13 protein-coding genes, 1 pseudogene and 1 CRISPR repeat array (1 of these 15 running past the window's edge) are annotated in these 15,914 nt (G+C 65.4%); of the genes and pseudogenes, 7 read left to right on the top strand and 7 right to left on the bottom strand.

The window, feature by feature from the left end; genetic code table 11:
• A CRISPR array of direct repeats spans positions 1-199; the repeat unit is 36 nt; unit sequence GTTGCGGTTGGCCCTCGATCTCTGAGCTGCTAACCC (it extends 363 nt beyond the left edge of the window).
• A gap of 72 nt (positions 200-271) precedes the next feature.
• The 3 genes from cas2 to cas9 are packed head-to-tail and all read right to left on the bottom strand — an operon-like array spanning position 272 to position 4,763.
• Entirely contained in the window at positions 272-613 is a 342-nt protein-coding gene (cas2, locus tag NFE57_RS07965; protein WP_252135040.1) for a CRISPR-associated endonuclease Cas2, read from the bottom strand.
• A complete protein-coding gene (gene cas1, locus NFE57_RS07960) occupies positions 610-1,551 on the bottom strand; it encodes a type II CRISPR-associated endonuclease Cas1 (protein ID WP_252135039.1) in 942 nt (313 codons plus the stop codon). Before cas1 ends, cas2 begins: the two co-directional genes overlap by 4 nt.
• Before the next feature lie 44 nt (positions 1,552-1,595).
• Positions 1,596-4,763, bottom strand: coding sequence for a type II CRISPR RNA-guided endonuclease Cas9 (cas9, locus tag NFE57_RS07955; RefSeq protein ID WP_252135038.1), 3,168 nt, complete (start codon positions 4,761-4,763; stop codon positions 1,596-1,598).
• 579 nt (positions 4,764-5,342) lie between these two features.
• Between cas9 and NFE57_RS07950 the strand changes: the two genes are divergently transcribed.
• The 4 genes from NFE57_RS07950 (at position 5,343) to NFE57_RS07935 (ending at position 9,939) form a co-directional block, all read left to right on the top strand.
• Positions 5,343-6,044, top strand: a complete 702-nt coding sequence (locus NFE57_RS07950; RefSeq protein WP_252135037.1) for an HAD family hydrolase — start codon at positions 5,343-5,345, stop codon at positions 6,042-6,044.
• A 9-nt stretch (positions 6,045-6,053) separates the two neighbouring features.
• Positions 6,054-6,641, top strand: coding sequence for a uracil-DNA glycosylase family protein (locus NFE57_RS07945; protein WP_252135036.1), 588 nt, complete (start codon positions 6,054-6,056; stop codon positions 6,639-6,641).
• A gap of 86 nt (positions 6,642-6,727) precedes the next feature.
• Positions 6,728-8,995: an FdhF/YdeP family oxidoreductase gene (locus NFE57_RS07940; protein ID WP_252135035.1), complete on the top strand. Its 2,268-nt coding sequence runs from the start codon at positions 6,728-6,730 to the stop codon at positions 8,993-8,995.
• A 275-nt stretch (positions 8,996-9,270) separates the two neighbouring features.
• Complete coding sequence (locus NFE57_RS07935) at positions 9,271-9,939, top strand: DUF1345 domain-containing protein (RefSeq protein ID WP_252135034.1); 669 nt, start codon at positions 9,271-9,273, stop codon at positions 9,937-9,939.
• Positions 9,940-9,944: 5 nt separating this feature from the next.
• On the opposite strand, the gene NFE57_RS07930 is transcribed toward NFE57_RS07935, so the two are convergent.
• The 4 genes from NFE57_RS07930 to NFE57_RS07915 form a co-directional block, all read right to left on the bottom strand.
• Complete coding sequence (locus tag NFE57_RS07930) at positions 9,945-10,319, bottom strand: DUF488 domain-containing protein (protein ID WP_252135033.1); 375 nt, start codon at positions 10,317-10,319, stop codon at positions 9,945-9,947.
• Positions 10,316-11,842 carry an FAD-dependent oxidoreductase gene (locus NFE57_RS07925; RefSeq protein ID WP_252135032.1) on the bottom strand — a complete coding sequence of 509 codons (1,527 nt, stop codon included), beginning with the start codon at positions 11,840-11,842 and terminating at the stop codon, positions 10,316-10,318. Before NFE57_RS07925 ends, NFE57_RS07930 begins: the two co-directional genes overlap by 4 nt.
• Before the next feature lie 172 nt (positions 11,843-12,014).
• Positions 12,015-13,070, bottom strand: a complete 1,056-nt coding sequence (locus tag NFE57_RS07920) for an NAD(P)-dependent alcohol dehydrogenase (protein ID WP_252135031.1) — start codon at positions 13,068-13,070, stop codon at positions 12,015-12,017.
• 156 nt (positions 13,071-13,226) lie between these two features.
• Positions 13,227-14,063 carry a DUF4424 family protein gene (locus NFE57_RS07915; protein WP_252135030.1) on the bottom strand — a complete coding sequence of 279 codons (837 nt, stop codon included), beginning with the start codon at positions 14,061-14,063 and terminating at the stop codon, positions 13,227-13,229.
• Between NFE57_RS07915 and NFE57_RS07910 the strand changes: the two genes are divergently transcribed.
• The 3 genes and pseudogenes from NFE57_RS07910 to NFE57_RS16665 all read left to right on the top strand — a co-directional run bounded on the left by NFE57_RS07910 (position 14,046) and on the right by NFE57_RS16665 (position 15,889).
• Complete coding sequence (locus NFE57_RS07910; RefSeq protein ID WP_252135029.1) at positions 14,046-15,134, top strand: hypothetical protein; 1,089 nt, start codon at positions 14,046-14,048, stop codon at positions 15,132-15,134. The genes NFE57_RS07915 and NFE57_RS07910 overlap by 18 nt on opposite strands.
• Before the next feature lie 28 nt (positions 15,135-15,162).
• On the top strand, positions 15,163-15,570 hold the full coding sequence (locus tag NFE57_RS07905) for a hypothetical protein (RefSeq protein ID WP_252135028.1): 408 nt from the start codon (positions 15,163-15,165) through the stop codon (positions 15,568-15,570).
• Positions 15,567-15,889 (top strand): annotated as a pseudogene (locus NFE57_RS16665) (TPM domain-containing protein). The gene NFE57_RS07905 and the pseudogene NFE57_RS16665 overlap by 4 nt, the downstream one beginning before the upstream one ends.
• Positions 15,890-15,914: the final 25 nt, after the last annotated feature.

The raw sequence follows: 15,914 nt of genomic DNA, 5'->3' as shown, positions 1-15,914 counted from the left end.
CCCGAGCCGCGCCTCGGGCAGCGATCGCTGGAGTTGCGGTTGGCCCTCGATCTCTGAGCTGCTAACCCTGTTTTCACCGGCTTGCGGTAGTCCTCTCGTTGCGGTTGGCCCTCGATCTCTGAGCTGCTAACCCTTCTACATGACGCGCACCGGCTTCGCATGGGTTGCGGTTGGCCCTCGATCTCTGAGCTGCTAACCCGGATGTGCTGGCAACGCCTTGATTAACAAGGAGAAGCTGGCACATTCGGGTGGCGCATTCTGTCGCTCGATATCAGAACATGGCCAGTTGATCGGGATTCTGTCGGGGTCGCTGGCGGCGCTGGCTCGAAAATCTGACGATATTTTCATATTGCCGGTCCGTGAAGGTCAGGATGTGAATATCGCCTTTCTCGGGCAGGTTGCGCTCGATCCGGGCGAGATGCGACTCGAAACTGTCCTTGCCGTTGCAGAAGCGGGCATAGACCGAAAACTGGCTCATCTCGAACCCTTCGTCGAGCAGAAACTCGCGGAATTTGGTGGCGTCGCGTGCTTCTTTCTTCGTGCCAACCGGCAGATCGAACATGACGAAAATCCACATCAGACGATACCCGCTCAGATAGGAGGTGTCGCTCACGCTGCCGGCGCATCCTTGTCGTCTTTCCGGGTCAGCGTCGACCATTCGATCGGCGTCGGCGGATCGAACAGCGCCAGCGATGGCCGGCCGGTCTCGAACGATCGCGCCAGCGATTGGGCGAGTTGCACCGCGGCAAGCGATACCGGGGAAAGCTCGTCGCCGACCCGCAGATCGAACGCGATCAGTCGCGCGAAACGGCGCTTGAGTGGGGGATCGAGCGTTTCGATGCCTCGCGTCGACATCGTGACGACGAGCGCGTCGACCAGCGGGCGGAACGGCTCGATAAGGTCGTCGGCCAGCGCCATCGCATTGCCGCGGTTGGCGTGGTTGATGCCGATCGTCGGGTGCAGGCCGGCCGCGACCACGGCGCGGGCGACGGTGGCCCGCATGATGCCATAACCATAATTGAGCAGGGCGTTGGCGCCAGGGCTGTCGCGGCTGCGCCGGAACGCGGGGCCCATCAGCAGCGGCCAGTAACGGCGCGCGGCCTGCGCTTCGAGGTTCCCGGCATCGCCCGATTTCACCCGTCGCGCCATCAGCGCGAAGGCGCTCGCATCGGGGACAGCGCGTGCTGCCAACAATGATCCCTGCATCAGGATCTTGGCCGCGACAATCCGGCGCCAGAGCTGTTTACACAGCGGTTTGGATGCCTCCCATTGGGCGCGGAAGCGGGCATTCTGGGCGTGGTGGCCCGCGACCGGCAAGGTGACCGCGATCGGGGCGTGGTTCGCGCCGCAAAACACCAGCGGCGCGCCCCGTTCGGCCAGCGCGGCGACCAGATTGGCACTCCAGGTCGTGCCATAGGCGTGGACGATCACCGCATGGACATCGTCGAGCGCGATGCGTCCCACTTCCTCGCGCTGTTCTTCGACGATCAGGAAACCGCGGTAGAGCGACAGGTGACGCCCATCGGTCGCGATATCGACGATTCGGTCCATCAAGCCTCCCCCAGCACAGCGCTATCGGCCCCCATGCACGCCGATCATCGGGGGCCGGGGTCGAAAATCCTCCCCAATGGATCAATCCGCACCTGCCGCGCTTTCATTTTTTGCAGCGCGCTGGCGCCCGGACCGTAGAATTTGAACGGATCGTCGGGGTTCTTGTCGCGTTCGGCCATCTTGCCGGCTTCGTTGTGGGCGATCAGGAAGACTTGTCCATTCTGGCCGTATTTCTGTACGCGCATGATCTCGCGCGGGCCGCCGTCGCGTTCGATCGCGATCAGATCGTTCTGGCGCAGCATCAGCACCTTCTTCGCGGCCGGATGCGGGCGGTGCTCGACATAATCCTTCTGGTGATAATCGAAGGTCGAGACGATGCCCGATCGGGCGATCCCGTCCGCGTCGGTCCAATGCGTCACCCATTTGCCGTCGGGCAGGCGCCACACGGTGTAGAGCGCGTTCGAATCGCCCTGATAACCCTTGTACGCGCGGCCCGTGGCGTCGCGGATCGGAATCACCTGCAACGGCTTGCGCACGCGCACCCGCCGGATGCCCTGCCACGGGCCGGGCGCTTTGGAAAAATCGGCGAGCGCTTTCTGGAACGCGCTGCCGGTTGCCCCGCGCGTCGCCGCATACAGCGCATTCTGGAGCGCATGATCGGTCATCCGCTCGGGATCGGTCAGATCCTTGGGCTGGAGGTTAGCCAGCGCGATCCGGTAGACGACCAGGCTGTCGCCCTTGCGGTTGACGTCGCCGGTCAGCCCATAAGCGGTCTCGTTGTGCAATTGCCCCGAGGTGACGTCGCGATCGCGCGCCGGCCGGCCCTTGCGGCCGTGATCGGGTTTGTGGCTGATCGTCACGCGCTCAAGCGCCGCGCCGAGCTGTTCACGAAACCCCTCCCACGGCTGATCGAGCCCCTCGAACAGCCGGTCGAGATCCTTGTCCTCGGCCTGGCCGGCGACGCGTGCGATCCGCTGGAGTAGGCTGCGGGTGGTGACCGCGGTCACCGCCGCATCGATCGCATGGTGGCGGTGATCGAGCCGGTTCTTGGGCGCGCTGCTGTGCGCGTTCTCGACGTAATTGTGATCGCTCAACAGGCTGTTGAGCCCCCACAGGCGGCGGAGCATCGCGGTCATCCGGCCGGGGATGACATAGACGCTGCCATCTTCCTTGGTCGGATAGAGGCTGCGGAGATATTTGCCGGCGAGCCGCGAGAGATATTGCGTGTCGGTAAGCTGGCGCGCGAGAAAGCCGCCATCCTTTGCGACGCGTTCCATAGCATCGGGGCCGAAGCGCCATTGCTTGGACCGGTGCAGCCGCGCCACCTGCCCGGCGATCTTGTCCCAGGTTCCGGCGTCATGCCCCCAGCGCTCATGGGGCGTCCGGTTGCCCTTGCTGCGGTTGCAATGGCGATGCGCGACGACCTTGTTCGAGGCGCTGTCGTCGAGCGAGCGTGAATAAGGGATGATGTGATCGACATCCGCCTCGCCCGAGAAGAGCTGGCGCATCCCGATCGGCTCGGCGCAATACGGGCAGCGGCGATCGAGCGGGTTGGCGGGGTTGAGCTGCTCCCACAGTTTGAACAGCGCCCGGTTGGCGCCGGTATTGGCGATCCCTTCGCGCTCGAGATACTCGCCGCGCGCGATCGCGGCGACGGTATCGCGGTGGATGCGGCGATCGTGCTCGGCGCGGTCTTTCTCGTTGAGCTTCAATTCGCGCGCGAGTTCGACAACGATCTGGTCGGGTTTGCCGTGGATGGCGATGATCGCATTGACCAGTTTTTCGAGCTGCCGCAGCCCGATATGCACCGTGGGGTTGGTGATCTTGCCGAACCGCTTCTCGGGCGGATCGGTGGCGAGTTGGCTGCCCGGCGGAATGTCGCGCGCCAGCAACTCGCCATAATAAGGCAGGCAGTCCAGACTCTTACTGGTGCGGTCGTCCGAATGATGCCAGCCGGCGCGCCGCACCGCCTCGTCATAGGTGATGACCTCACGCCGCAATTCGTCGAGGATGCGCCGCGTCGCGGTCTCGCCCAGCCGCCCATGGCCCTCGGGCAGCGGCGCCTTGGCGGTGTTGCGCGCGGCCTCGTCGTCCAGCCCGCATTCCTCGGTCAGGAACATATGGAGCGCGTCGGGGTCTTCCTCGTCGATCAGTCGCGCGATGATCGTCCATTGGCGCTCGGCGGGCAGATGCGCCCAGGCTTTGCCGAAGCGCTTCTTGTCGGCAAGCACGGCATGGACCTCGTCACCCGCCAGATCGGTGCGCGTCTCGCTCGCCTTGTTGAAGCTCTCGCCCGGCTGGAGCTTGAGGCGGCGTGCGAGCGTGGAGAACGCCACCTTCCGCTTGCCGCGTAGTTCGAGGATCAACGCATCGCGCTGGTCGAGCGTCAGCTTGCGCGGGGCCTCGCCCGGTGTGGTGATCTCGAGCTGGTTGACCTCTTCATAGAGCCGCCGTTGCTGGAACAGCGGATGCGCCTTGGGCAGCCGGCGTTCGGTCTGGACGAAGGTGCACACGCCGACCACCGCTTCCTTGAGCGGGCGCTGGAAGAACAGGATGCGGTGCAGCGCGGCGCGCGCCTCGTCGGTCAGCAGGGCAGGATGGTGCGTCGCTTGCTCTTCCCAGATGCGGCCGAATTCATAGTCGATATGGCGGCGTTGCGGGTAGAAATCATAGCCTTGGGCGTCGCTGTCGAGCCGGACGCGCTTCTGGTCGCGGCCGGCCAGAAACTGGCCGAGCGTGTCGGCGCCGCTCTCGGCCATCGCCTGATCGAGCGCCTTGGCGCCGCTCGCGATCTTGCCGTCCTCATTGTCTTTGACGCGCCGATCGGCCTTGCGGTTCGATTTGAACCCGCGCCGCTGGTTGAGGTGGAACAGCGCCCGGCCGATCTCATACGGCTCCAGCCGTTCGGTCAGCGCGCGGGCGCGGATCGCATAGGGATCGCGCTCGGCGACCAATTTGGCCTCGTCGCTGTCGGCGGGCATCAACCCATAATCGACAAGGCTGTCGAGAAACGCCGAGCGCCGCCCGATATAGCGATCGCGGCGCCGCCGCATCGCCCGCGCCTCGCGGCGATCGACCGCAAGGCTGGCGCCCGATTTGGGATCGCGCCCATCGCTGAAGATGCGCACGCCGATGTCGATGATCCGCTCATCGTCTTCGATGAGACACCAGCCGATGCTGTTGGTGCCGATGTCGAGTCCGAGTCTCCGCATATTGTTCTCCCCCGCGAACAGACTATTATTCAATCGTATTTGCGCAAGCTTCTCGCCCCTCCCTAGCAGATTGACCACCATGCGCTGCTTCCCATCAGATTGATCACCATGTAGTGGTTGAGGCTCATAAAATATTGACTCTTGGAGATTGACAATCGGCATATATCGGTTGATAAGGGGTGCAACACAAGGATGCGTAGCCTGACCGCGAGCCCATACCGCGGATGAGGCCGCTAGTAGCCGGAAAGCTATGAATCATCATTGTGCAGGAGGCGGAAAATCCAACCCCGCATCCGGCTCAAGGGCATGCGTAACTGCTTCGGCGATTGCCATTGACTCTTGGTTGCGGCTGGCTCTTGACTTCGTTTCATTCGCGTGAGACGAGTTTGATCTCAGAGATCGCGGGCCAGCTGTTAACAAGCAGCTTGACTGCACCAAATAAGGGCGGGGCTGCGGCCCCGCCTTTTCATTTCCGGCATGTTCGTTTCGGCGCGGGGCGCGCCGGTGGGAAATGCGTCGGGCATCTGCTAGACGCCGCGATGGGCCTGGCTGGCAGGTCATGGCGGCGGATGACCTGCGATGGTGCGCAATTCCTTCCTCTTCGATCTCGACGGTACGCTGGTCGACAGCGTGTATCAGCATGTGCTGGCGTGGCACGAGGCGCTGCGGTCGGAGGACATCGCGCTCTCGGTCTGGCGCATCCATCGCAAAATCGGGATGAGCGGCGGGCTGTTCGCCGATCAATTGCTACGCGAGATCGACCGGCCGATCGAAGCGACCATGATCCAGCGGCTGCGCGCGCGTCATGCCGAGGCATATCATCGCCTCGCCGGTGATGTCGTTCCGCTGCCGGGCGCCAAGGAATTGCTCGACACGCTGACCGGCATGGGTGTGCCCTGGGCGATCGCGACCAGCGGGCGGATCGAGACCGCCAGCGTCAATCTGCGTGCGCTCGGGGTCGATTCCGACAAGAATGTGGTGGTGACGCGCGATCAGGTGCGCTTCGCCAAGCCCGACCCCGACCTGTTCGTCGAGGCCGCGCGGCGGCTCGGGGTGCCGATTGATCATGCGATCGTCGTCGGCGACAGCGTGTGGGATATGCTTGCGGCGGCGCGGTGCCGCGCGCTCGGGGTGGGATTGCTCTCGGGCGGTTATGGCCGCGAGGAACTCGAACGAAGCTGGGCGCTGCGCGTCTATGACGATCCGGCCGATCTGCTCCACCATCTCGATGAGGTGTCGTCGCGTGCCTATGCGGCTGACCATCCGGCGGGAGGAGCGTAAGCGCGGACCATGCACGATCCGCTGGCGCAATTGCTCGACGACATTCGCGCGTGCCGCGTGTGCGCGGCCGATCTGCCATGTGGCCCACGGCCGGTGGTGCAGGCGGGGCGCACCGCGCGGCTGTGCATCATCAGCCAGGCGCCGGGGCGCAAGGTGCACGACACCGGAGTGCCGTGGAACGATCCCTCGGGCGATCGGCTGCGCGGCTGGCTGGGGCTGAGCCCGGCGCAATTCTACGATCCCGCCAAGGTCGCGATCGTGCCGATGGGGTTCTGCTATCCGGGCAAGGCGGCCTCGGGCGACAATCCGCCGCGCCCCGAATGCGCGCCGCTGTGGCACGCCAAGCTGCTCGCCCAACTGCCCGATATCGCGCTGTCGCTGCTCGTCGGAAGCTATGCGCAAGCCTATTATCTGCGCGCGCGCCGCAAGCCGACGCTGACCGCCACGGTGGCCGCGTGGCGCGAGTATCTGCCACTGGGCTATCTGCCGCTGCCGCATCCGTCGCCGCGCAACCAGCCGTGGTTCGCCAAGCACCCGTGGTTCGAGGCTGATTTGCTGCCGAGTGTCCGCGCGGCACTGCGCGAATTGGGGCTGTAGCGGCCTCCCGGAGCCAATGCGGGTCGCCAACGTTGGCATACCGTGCTTTATCATGATCCTGTTCGGTAACGTTTCGGAGTCTGATCATGGCTGGAGACCGGCCCCGCTACAAAACCTACGATCGCCCCGCGGGCGGTTGGGGCGCGGCGGCGGCGACCGCGAAGGTGCTGCTCGAACAAAGCGTCGTCACCAAGGGTTCGCGCGCGCTGGTCTCGATGAACCAGCCGGGCGGCTTCAAATGCCCAAGCTGTGCCTTCCCCGATGCGGACCGCAAGAAGACGCTCGATTTCTGTGAGAATGGCGCCAAGGCGCTCGCGCATGAGGCGACCAAATTCCGCGTCACGCGCGAATTCTTCGCGCAGCATACCGTCACCGAATTGATGGAAAAGTCCGATTACTGGCTCGAAATCCAGGGCCGGCTGACCGAACCAATGCGCTACGACGCGGCGACCGATCACTATGTCCCGTGCGATTGGGACAGCGCCTTCGCGCTGATCGGTGCGCATCTGCGCGCGCTCGACAGCCCGCATGAGGCGGAGTTCTACACCTCGGGCCGCACGCCCAACGAAGCGGCGTTCCTCTATTCGATCTTCGTGCGCGAATTCGGGACCAACAATTTCCCCGATTGCTCGAACATGTGCCACGAGCCGACCAGCCGCGGGCTGCCCCATGCGATCGGCGTCGGCAAGGGCACCGTCATCATGGAGGATTTCGAACACGCCGAGGCGATCTTCGTGATCGGCCAGAATACCGGCACCAACGCGCCGCGGATGATGACCAACCTCGTCGAGGCCAGCAAGCGCGGGGTGCCGATCGTCGTCGTCAACCCGATGCCCGAACGCGCGCTGATGCGCTTCACCGAGCCGCAGGATATCGTCCAGATGGCGACCTTCGGATCGACCCCGATCGCGAGCGAGTTCGTCCATATCGGGATCGGCGGCGATCTTGCCTTCCTCAAGGGGCTGATGCGCGTGATCTTCGAGCGCGAGGCCGAAGGCGAGGCGATTATCGATCACGATTTCGTCGCCGAGCACACCGCCGGGCTCGAGGCGCTGCGCGCCGATATCATGGCGCAGGATTGGGCGGAGATCGTCGCGGTCTCGGGGGTCGCCGAGGAGCAGATCCGCCGCTGTGCCGCGATCTACATCGCCTCGCGCGCGACGATCATCTGCTATGGCATGGGCATCACCCAGCACCGGAAAAGCTCACAATTGGTGCAGCAGATCGCCAATCTGCTGCTGCTCAAGGGGAATTTCGGCAAGCTCGGCGCGGGTATCTCGCCGATCCGTGGGCATTCGAACGTGCAGGGCGATCGCACCGTCGGCATCGATGAAAAACCGACCCCGGCCTATCTCGATCGGGTGCGTGAGGTGTTCGGGTTCGAGCCGCCGCGCGAACATGGCCATCACACGGTGGAATCGATCGCGGCGATGCTCGACGGGACGGCGAAGGTGTTCATCGGCCTCGGCGGCAATTTCGTCCGCGCGGTGCCCGATACCGAGCGCGCTTATGCCGCGATGCGCGGGCTCGCGCTGACGGTCGCGATCACCACCAAGCTCAACCGCGGCCATGTGGTCCACGGCCGCGACGCGCTGATCCTGCCGGTGGTCGCGCGGTCGGAGGAAATCCGCACCGCGGCCGGCGAGCAGTTCATCACGATCGAGGATTCGTTCTCGAACGTCACCGCCTCGCGCGGGGTGCTCGCACCCGCCAGCCCCGATCTGCTGCCCGAGGTCGAGATCGTGTGCCGGATGGCGCGCGCGACCTTGCCCGACAGCAAGGTGCGGTGGGAAAGCTATAGCGACGATTACGACCTGATCCGCGAGGCGATCGCCCAGGTCTATCCCGCGATCTACACCGGCTTTTCGGAACGGATCAAAGCCCCGCGCGGCTTCCATCTCGATATCCCGCCGCGCCGCCGCGTCTGGTCGACCCCCAACGGCAAGGCGAATTTCCTGATCCTGCCGGGGCTCGAGGTGAACCCGAGCGTGGCCGATCCGGCGATGCTGCGGCTGGCGACGGTGCGCTCGCACGATCAGTTCAACACCACGATCTACAGCTACAGCGATCGCTATCGCGGGGTGTATAACGATCGCATGGTGCTGTTCATGAACGCTGAGGATCGCGCCGAACGGGGGCTGGCCCCCAAGGCGCGCGTGGTCGCCGAAACGATCAGCGACGACGGGGTGTCGCGGCGCGTCGAGGGGCTGACGGTGATCGATTATCCGATGCCGCGCGGGTCGCTCGCGGGCTATTTCCCCGAACTCAATCCGCTGCTGCCGCTCGACCATTACGACCGGACCAGCGGCACGCCCGCCGCCAAGGCGATCCCCGTGCGCGTGATGGCCGCTTAGGGTCAGGACCCATTGATTGCGAGGATCGTGATGTCGCCCTGCGGGTTCGTGGTGAGGAGAAGCGTCGAAGGCGGGGGTTTTCCCCCGTCGAGACGCTTCGACGCTGCCACGGGCCCGCAGGGGGACACCCGAAGGGCGGGGCGGGAAAGCGCCGCGAGCGCGTTGCTCGATTGGTCCATAGCGCTGCTATGGACCGCACGCGCGCCTTCTCGCGCCATCTTTCCCGCCTCCGTCACGACCGCGCAATCAATGGGTCCTGACCCTAGGCGCGCGCGATGAACGCGCGGTCCCGCACCGCGGCCGACGCCGCGATCGCCAAACGGATCGCGCCCGCGCGCTTTGTTCTGTTCGGGGTGGTGCTCGTCGCCGGAACGATGGTCGCGAGCGTGCTCGGCGCGTCCGCGCGGATCGCGCCGCTGATCGGGTTCGATGCCGCGGCGCTCGCCTTTCTCGCCGCGTTGGCGTCGCTGTTCAACGACGATGCCGCGACGATGCGGCGCACGGCGGCGGCCAACGATGCCCGGCGTGGCGGGTTGCTTGTGCTCACGGTGCTGATCTCGCTGGTGGTCCTGGTCGCGGTGGGCACGCTGATCGCCGGCAAATCGACGCTCGACTGGCCCGCGATCGCGCTGATCGTGATCACGCTGGCGCTGGCATGGCTGTTCGCCAACAGCGTGTTCATGCTGCACTATGCGCATCTTTATTATCTTGGCGGCGATGGCGGCGGAGATCGAGGCGGGCTGGACATGCCCAAAACGCCGACCCCCGATTATTGGGATTTCCTCTATTTCAGCTTCACGCTGGGGATGACGTTCCAGACCTCGGATATCGCGATCACCGGCGCGCATATCCGCCGTGTCGCGCTGATCCAGTCGATGGCCGCGTTCGTGTTCAACATGGGCATCCTGGCCTTCTCGGTGAACGCGCTCGGCGGAATGGGCTGATCCCCTCAGCTTTTTTCGGTCAACACCTCGCGGAGTACCACCGCATCGTTATGCGCCGCGTCATGCGCGCTGTAGACCAGCGTCACGACGTGCTTTTCGGCGAGTGCGCGCAGGCGATCCAGCGCCTCGGCGTGGGCTTGAAGCTCGGCGCGGTAGCGGCGCTGGAATTCTTCCCAGCGCGCGGAATCGTGGCCGAACCATTTGCGCAATTCGGTACTCGGCGCGATCTCCTTCATCCATTCGTCGAGCGCGGCGCTGGCCTTGCTCACCCCACGCGGCCAGAGCCGGTCGATCAGGACGCGCACGCCGTCTTCGGGCACGGCGGGCTCGTAGGCGCGTTTGAGCTTGAGATGCGCGGGCGGGAAAGCGGGGGTCGTCATGCCGATACCTCCTTCTCGAACGCCGCTTCGGCGTCGAGCGAGGCGATGTCGCGCCCGATCGTCGCCACCGCGCGCCGGGTGCCGCTTTGCCAATAAGTGACGGTGCAATCGTGCGCGGCGGGATCGCCGTCGATCTCGATCCGGTCCCAGCCCTCGGCATGACCGGCGTAGTTGATCGTCGTGTCGTAATGTTGCGACCAGAAGAACGGCACCGCCGCGAAGCGCTCGTGCCGGCCGAGCATATTGCGGGCGGCGGTGGCGCCCTGCCGTTCGGCGACCGCCCAATGTTCGACGCGGATATTGTCGCCGGTGCGCGCATCGGGCCAGCGCGCGATATCGCCCGCGGCGTAGATGCCCGGCGCGCTTGTTGTGAGAAAGGCATCGACCGATACGCCGCGATCGGTGGCGAGCCCGGCCGCCTCGGCGAGCGCGATATCGGGGCGCACGCCGATCCCGGTGACGACCAGATCGGCGGCGAGATCGGTGCCGGTCGACAGCGTCACCCGATCGGGGTGGATCGCGGTGAGCGTGGTTTCGAGATGGAACACCACCCCATGCGCTTCGTGGAGCGCCTTCACCGCGTCACCGATCGCCGCGCCAAGCACGCGTTCCATCGGCCGCTTGTCGGGTGCGACGACATGCACCTCGATCCCGCGTGTGCTGAGCGCGGCCGCCGCTTCGAGGCCGATGAAGCTCGCGCCGACGATCACGCAGCGCGTCGCCCCGTCGAGCCCGGCGATCAGCGCGTCGGCGTCGGCCAGCGTCCGCAAGACGTGGACATGCGGCAAATCGGCGCCGGGGATCGTCAGCCGGACCGGGGAGGCACCGGTCGCGAGCAACAACGCGCCGTAATCGAGCGTGCTGCCGTCGTCGAGCGTCAGCCTGTTCCGCCCCGGATCGATCGCGGTGACGCGGCACGCCAGCCGAACGTCGATCCGCTGTTCGGCGTAGAAATCGGCTGAACGCAGCGGAATCCATTCGGGTGCGGCCGATCCGGCGAGATAGTCTTTCGACAGATTGGGCCGGTCGCACGGCAAAGCGGCGTCGGCGCTGATCAGCGTGATCGGTCCCTGATAGCCTTCTCGCCGCAGCGTTTCGATCGCGGCATTGCCTGCCGCGCCACCCCCGACGACGACGATCGATGCGGGCAGCGCGGTGTCGGCCAATGCAGAAGGCCGGTGTTCGGGCAGTTCCTCGCGCACGAAAGCGGTGCCGTCGCGCGTCTCCACCCGCCAGCGTTTGAGGGCGTCGAGCGCGGGCGCGTGCGGGTGGCCGGTGCGCAGGTTGAAGCAGGCGTGGTGCCACGGGCATCGGATCGTCTCGCCGACCAGCAGCCCTTCGGCGAGCGGCCCGCCATAATGCGTGCAGGTGGCGGCAACCGCGAACAGATCGTCGCCCCGCGCGATTAGCAATGCGGCCTCACCGCCGACATGGCCCGCCACCATGCCGCCGTCCGCGATCTCGGCAAGAGGGATGCCTTGCGTGAAATCGGGTCCGGTCGGTGCCGAGGAATCGTGCCCCATTGGCTGTCTCCTTGCTCGTGCGCGCGGATGATCTCGCGCGGCGCGGGCAAGTGTCGTTGAGGCCCTCGTGGCCGGCGGCCCCGCGTCAGATCACCATATAGGGTCTGGCGCCCGCGTGCGCGAGCGCCCGCCCTGCTCGATCAGATGCGTGCCGCCGCCGGAGGTTCCCGCGTCAGGCGTCGAGCGTCGCATTGTCGATGACGAAGCGGTATTTCACATCGCTGCGCTGCATCCGGTCGTAGGCCTCGTCGATCTGCTCGATACGGATCATCTCGATGTCCGAGACGATTCCGTGTTCGGCGCAGAAGTCGAGCATTTCCTGCGTCTCGGCGATACCCCCGATCAGCGACCCGGCGATCGCGCGGCGCTTGAAAATCAGTGGCGCGATATTGGGCGAGGGGTGCGGGTGTTCGGGCACGCCGACCAGCACCAGCGTCCCGTCGCGAGCGAGCAGCTTGGCGAAGGCGTCGAGATCGTGGCTCGCGGCGACGGTATCGAGGATCATGTCGAAACTGCCGGCATGTGCGTCCATCTCCGCGGCGTTGCGTGCGTTGACGACCTCATCGGCGCCAAGCGAACGGGCGCTGTCGCGCTTGCTCTCGGAGGTGGTGAAGGCGACGACATGCGCGCCCATCGCGTGCGCGATCTTGATCCCCATATGGCCGAGCCCGCCGATCCCGACGATTCCGATCTTCCTGCCCGGCCCAGCCTGCCAGTGCCTCAGCGGCGAATAGGTGGTGATCCCGGCGCACAGCAGCGGCGCGACCGCGGCAAGCTGTGCCTCGGGGTGGCGGATCTTGAGCACGAACCTGTCATTGACCACGATCGCCTGCGAATAACCACCGAGCGTATGGCCCGGCGCGTCGGATGTCGGGCCGTTATACGTGCCGACGAAGCCCGATCCGGTGCAATATTGTTCGAGCCCCTCATCGCACGACGGGCATGCCTGGCAGCTATCGACCATACAGCCGACACCGACCGTTTCTCCCACCGCGAAATCGGTCACCTCGTCGCCCACCGCGCGGACATGGCCGACGATCTCATGGCCGGGGACGCACGGGTAATGCGTGCCGCCCCATTCGCTGCGGACCTGATGCAGGTCCGAATGGCAGACACCGCAATAAGCGATCTCGATGACGACATCGTGCGGGCCGGGCGCGCGGCGGGTGATCGTCAACGGTTCGAGACGACGATCGGCGGCGTAGGCGCCATAGGCTTTGGTGGTCATGCGGATCTCCTCGGAAGCAAGAGAACGCCTCTGCGGGCGCCCGGACGTGCTGAAGATAGGCGTCGTGGCGCCTCAATATTAGGGTTAGGATCCATGAATTGCGCGGTCGTGACGGAAGCGGGAAAGATGGTGCGAGGGTTGGCGAGACGCGGCGCGCTAGTGTGCGTTGGACGCCGCGTCAGCTGGATCGACAAAGAACAGCACGCTGATGGCATCGTCGCGCGTGACATTGGTGGCCGTCCAACTGAAGGTCGTCGGCGAGGTCTTGGTTGCCGACGCCGGGCAGAACGCAACCATATTGCTGACCGAGTTCTTGTCGACCACCAGACGATAATGACCAACCGGGCCGTGCCACCCGCCCGATCGTGTCACGCCATGGGTGACGGTATAGAGTTCGTAATTGGGGTTGCGGAGAAAGGCGCGACGAAGCGCATCGTCGATACAATAGGCCCGCGTCGCCGAGCCGCCGGGGGCGATCTCGGGGAAGTGGTTCGATGTGATGTCGCTCCAATAATCGGCGACCGGAATATAGCCGATCTCGATCCGGGTTTCGCCCGGCTCGAATGCCTGATCCCATTCAAAAATGGTCTGAAACTGCCATTGCGCCGCATCGGTGTCGATCAGGCCGTCTGCCTTGAGCATCGCCTGCGTTTGTGGCGGAAGGTGGCGCCACGGCGCCTCGCCGTCGAGTGGGTACAGCAGGGGCACGCGGGCATCGCGCAAGCGTCGCGTCACGTCGTGGCCCTTGAACAGCGCACGACCATGGCCGGCGAGTGTCCGCGGGGTGCCGTTCACGCGCACCGCAAGGTTCAGGTAATTGGGCGGTCGAACATCGGCGTCGAGGCCTGTCGCCGCCGTCGCGTCCCCAAGTCCGATGGCATCGGGGCTGGCATCCACCGGCATGGCGGGCAGGGGGAAACTGAAATGCACCGTCCGGTGGGTGGTGGCCCTGAACACATAGAGCAGCCGCACCGAATGCAGCGCGACGTGCACCTCCTGCCGATCCACGCTCATCCCGGCGGGCAAGTCGAACACCGGGCCTGCGGCAGCATAACCGGGCGCGCGTTCCGCCCCGGCCACCAGCGCGGGCAAGGAGGGTGTCGACAAGAGGAGGATGCCGCAGATCGCGACCAGTCTGGCGCCCGTCATTCGCTCTCCTCGGGTGTCGATCGACCCATCTGGTTTGTCCTGAAAGGGGTTGGCCAGACGAACACCGACCAATTGCATATAAGCGATTATCGCCTTGTTGTCGAAGCAGTTGCGATCTCTGCGCTCTTGTGCCGGCTCGTCCGTATTGTGTTCCGCTCCGTCCAAGACGCGGCGGCGTCGGCGATGGCAACCACAGGCGATACAAGCGTGCGGTTTATCTGGGGGGAGATCGAGATGCGTCATGGTCGGTATCGCAAAACGTCGCGCCGGGGGACCGCGCTCGGCATATCGGCCGCTGCGAGCCTGATCCTCAGCGGGTGCGGCGCCGCCGAGATCACGCTCCCGGCCGACATGGAGGAGAGCGCCGCGCTTTGTTACGGCGCCACGCTGGCGCTCGCGCAGGAACAGGATGGCACGGGCCCGCTCACGGTCGACCAGGCTGGCCATGCCGCGCATTTCATCCTGCTCGGCGCGTCGCTCAACGGCGTGGGCGAGCCGACCAAAGTGGAACAGATCGGCGCGCGCGGCAAAACCCTGCAAAGCAAATTCGTCGCCGAAAAGAATGCCGCGCCTTATGCCGCCGCGTGCGCGAAAGCCTTTCCGGAAACGCAGGCGGGTACGTTCAAGGCGCTTCCCCCCGACAACCGCGATACGCGCATGATGTGCTACACGCTGTCGACCGTGCTGCTTCAGATTTTCGCAGGGAGTGAGGTGGCGCCCGACGCGCGTGCTGAAACATACATCAAGCTCAACAGCCAGCTCGATCAATCGGTGCTGGAGGAATTGCAGGCGGGCAGCGATATCAATCCCGCTGAATTGGCCGGGCGCGCGATGCGCGGAATGGCGCAGGCGGTGCGGCTGGGCCCACCGATCGACGTGATGAAGGCGTGCGGCGATCGTTATTTGAAATCCTGATGGCGATGCCGGCGGAGGCCGCGCCGCTGTGATCGACGGCGGCGGTCTCTTGTTTCTGATCGGCGGCGTGGGGTTGATCCTGTTCGGCGCGGTGATGAAACGCGGGTTCGGAAAGGCGGAACTGCTCTGCTATCCGCTCATCGCCATCGGAGCCTTCGCGATCGTTGCCGCAGGCGCCTTGCATTGGCGCGGCACGCATCAGGGCGGGCAATGGGCGGCCGAGAGTGGTGCCCAACCGGCCGATAGCCTTGGTAATCGGGTTGCGCCGCCGACACCGGTCGCGCCGTCGCCGGATATCGTCGCGGTCACCGCGACACCGGTACAATCGGCTGCGGCGTTGCAGCCCATGCAGGGCCGCGTCACCGATGCCGCCGCTATTCTGTCCGTTGCGGACAAGGTGCACTCGAGACCCGGCTCGCCGCGTTCGAACGGATGAGCGGGCACCAGTTTGTCGTCGTCACGGTGCCTACGCTCGGCGGCGAAGACATCGCGGCATATACCACCGCTTTGGCGAATGGATGGGCATCGGGCGGCGCGCGCACAACGACGGCATCGTGCTGCTGGTCGCACCGGCCGAACGCAAGGCGCGGATCGCGGTGGGGCGCGGGCTCGAAAGCGCGTTGCCCGATGCCACCTGCACCGAGATCATGGAAGGTGCGATTTTGCCGCTGTTCCGGCGCGGCGATCTCCGCGGCGGGATCGATGCGGGCGTCGCCGCGATCATCGCCAAGCTGCGGCACAAGGGGAGCGGATAAGCCCGTCTTTCCAGCGCGGATGGGG

This window comes from Hephaestia sp. MAHUQ-44, assembly GCF_023806085.1.
GTDB lineage: Bacteria > Pseudomonadota > Alphaproteobacteria > Sphingomonadales > Sphingomonadaceae > Sphingomonas.
The sequence above is the reverse complement of the archived record's forward strand: the minus strand, read 5'-3'. Positions and strand labels throughout refer to the sequence as shown.

Excerpts from the sequence above, each read along its gene's own strand:
- NFE57_RS07920 (WP_252135031.1), bottom strand. The coding sequence starts at position 13,070 with ATGACCACCAAAGCCTATGGCGCCTACGCCGCCGATCGTCGTCTCGAA.
- cas1 (WP_252135039.1), bottom strand. The coding sequence starts at position 1,551 with ATGGACCGAATCGTCGATATCGCGACCGATGGGCGTCACCTGTCGCTC.
- NFE57_RS07950 (WP_252135037.1), top strand. The coding sequence starts at position 5,343 with ATGGTGCGCAATTCCTTCCTCTTCGATCTCGACGGTACGCTGGTCGAC.
- NFE57_RS07925 (WP_252135032.1), bottom strand. The coding sequence starts at position 11,842 with ATGGGGCACGATTCCTCGGCACCGACCGGACCCGATTTCACGCAAGGC.
- NFE57_RS07930 (WP_252135033.1), bottom strand. The coding sequence starts at position 10,319 with ATGACGACCCCCGCTTTCCCGCCCGCGCATCTCAAGCTCAAACGCGCC.
- cas9 (WP_252135038.1), bottom strand. The coding sequence starts at position 4,763 with ATGCGGAGACTCGGACTCGACATCGGCACCAACAGCATCGGCTGGTGT.
- NFE57_RS07935 (WP_252135034.1), top strand. The coding sequence starts at position 9,271 with ATGAACGCGCGGTCCCGCACCGCGGCCGACGCCGCGATCGCCAAACGG.
- NFE57_RS07940 (WP_252135035.1), top strand. The coding sequence starts at position 6,728 with ATGGCTGGAGACCGGCCCCGCTACAAAACCTACGATCGCCCCGCGGGC.
- NFE57_RS07910 (WP_252135029.1), top strand. The coding sequence starts at position 14,046 with ATGCAGCGCGACGTGCACCTCCTGCCGATCCACGCTCATCCCGGCGGG.
- NFE57_RS07945 (WP_252135036.1), top strand. The coding sequence starts at position 6,054 with ATGCACGATCCGCTGGCGCAATTGCTCGACGACATTCGCGCGTGCCGC.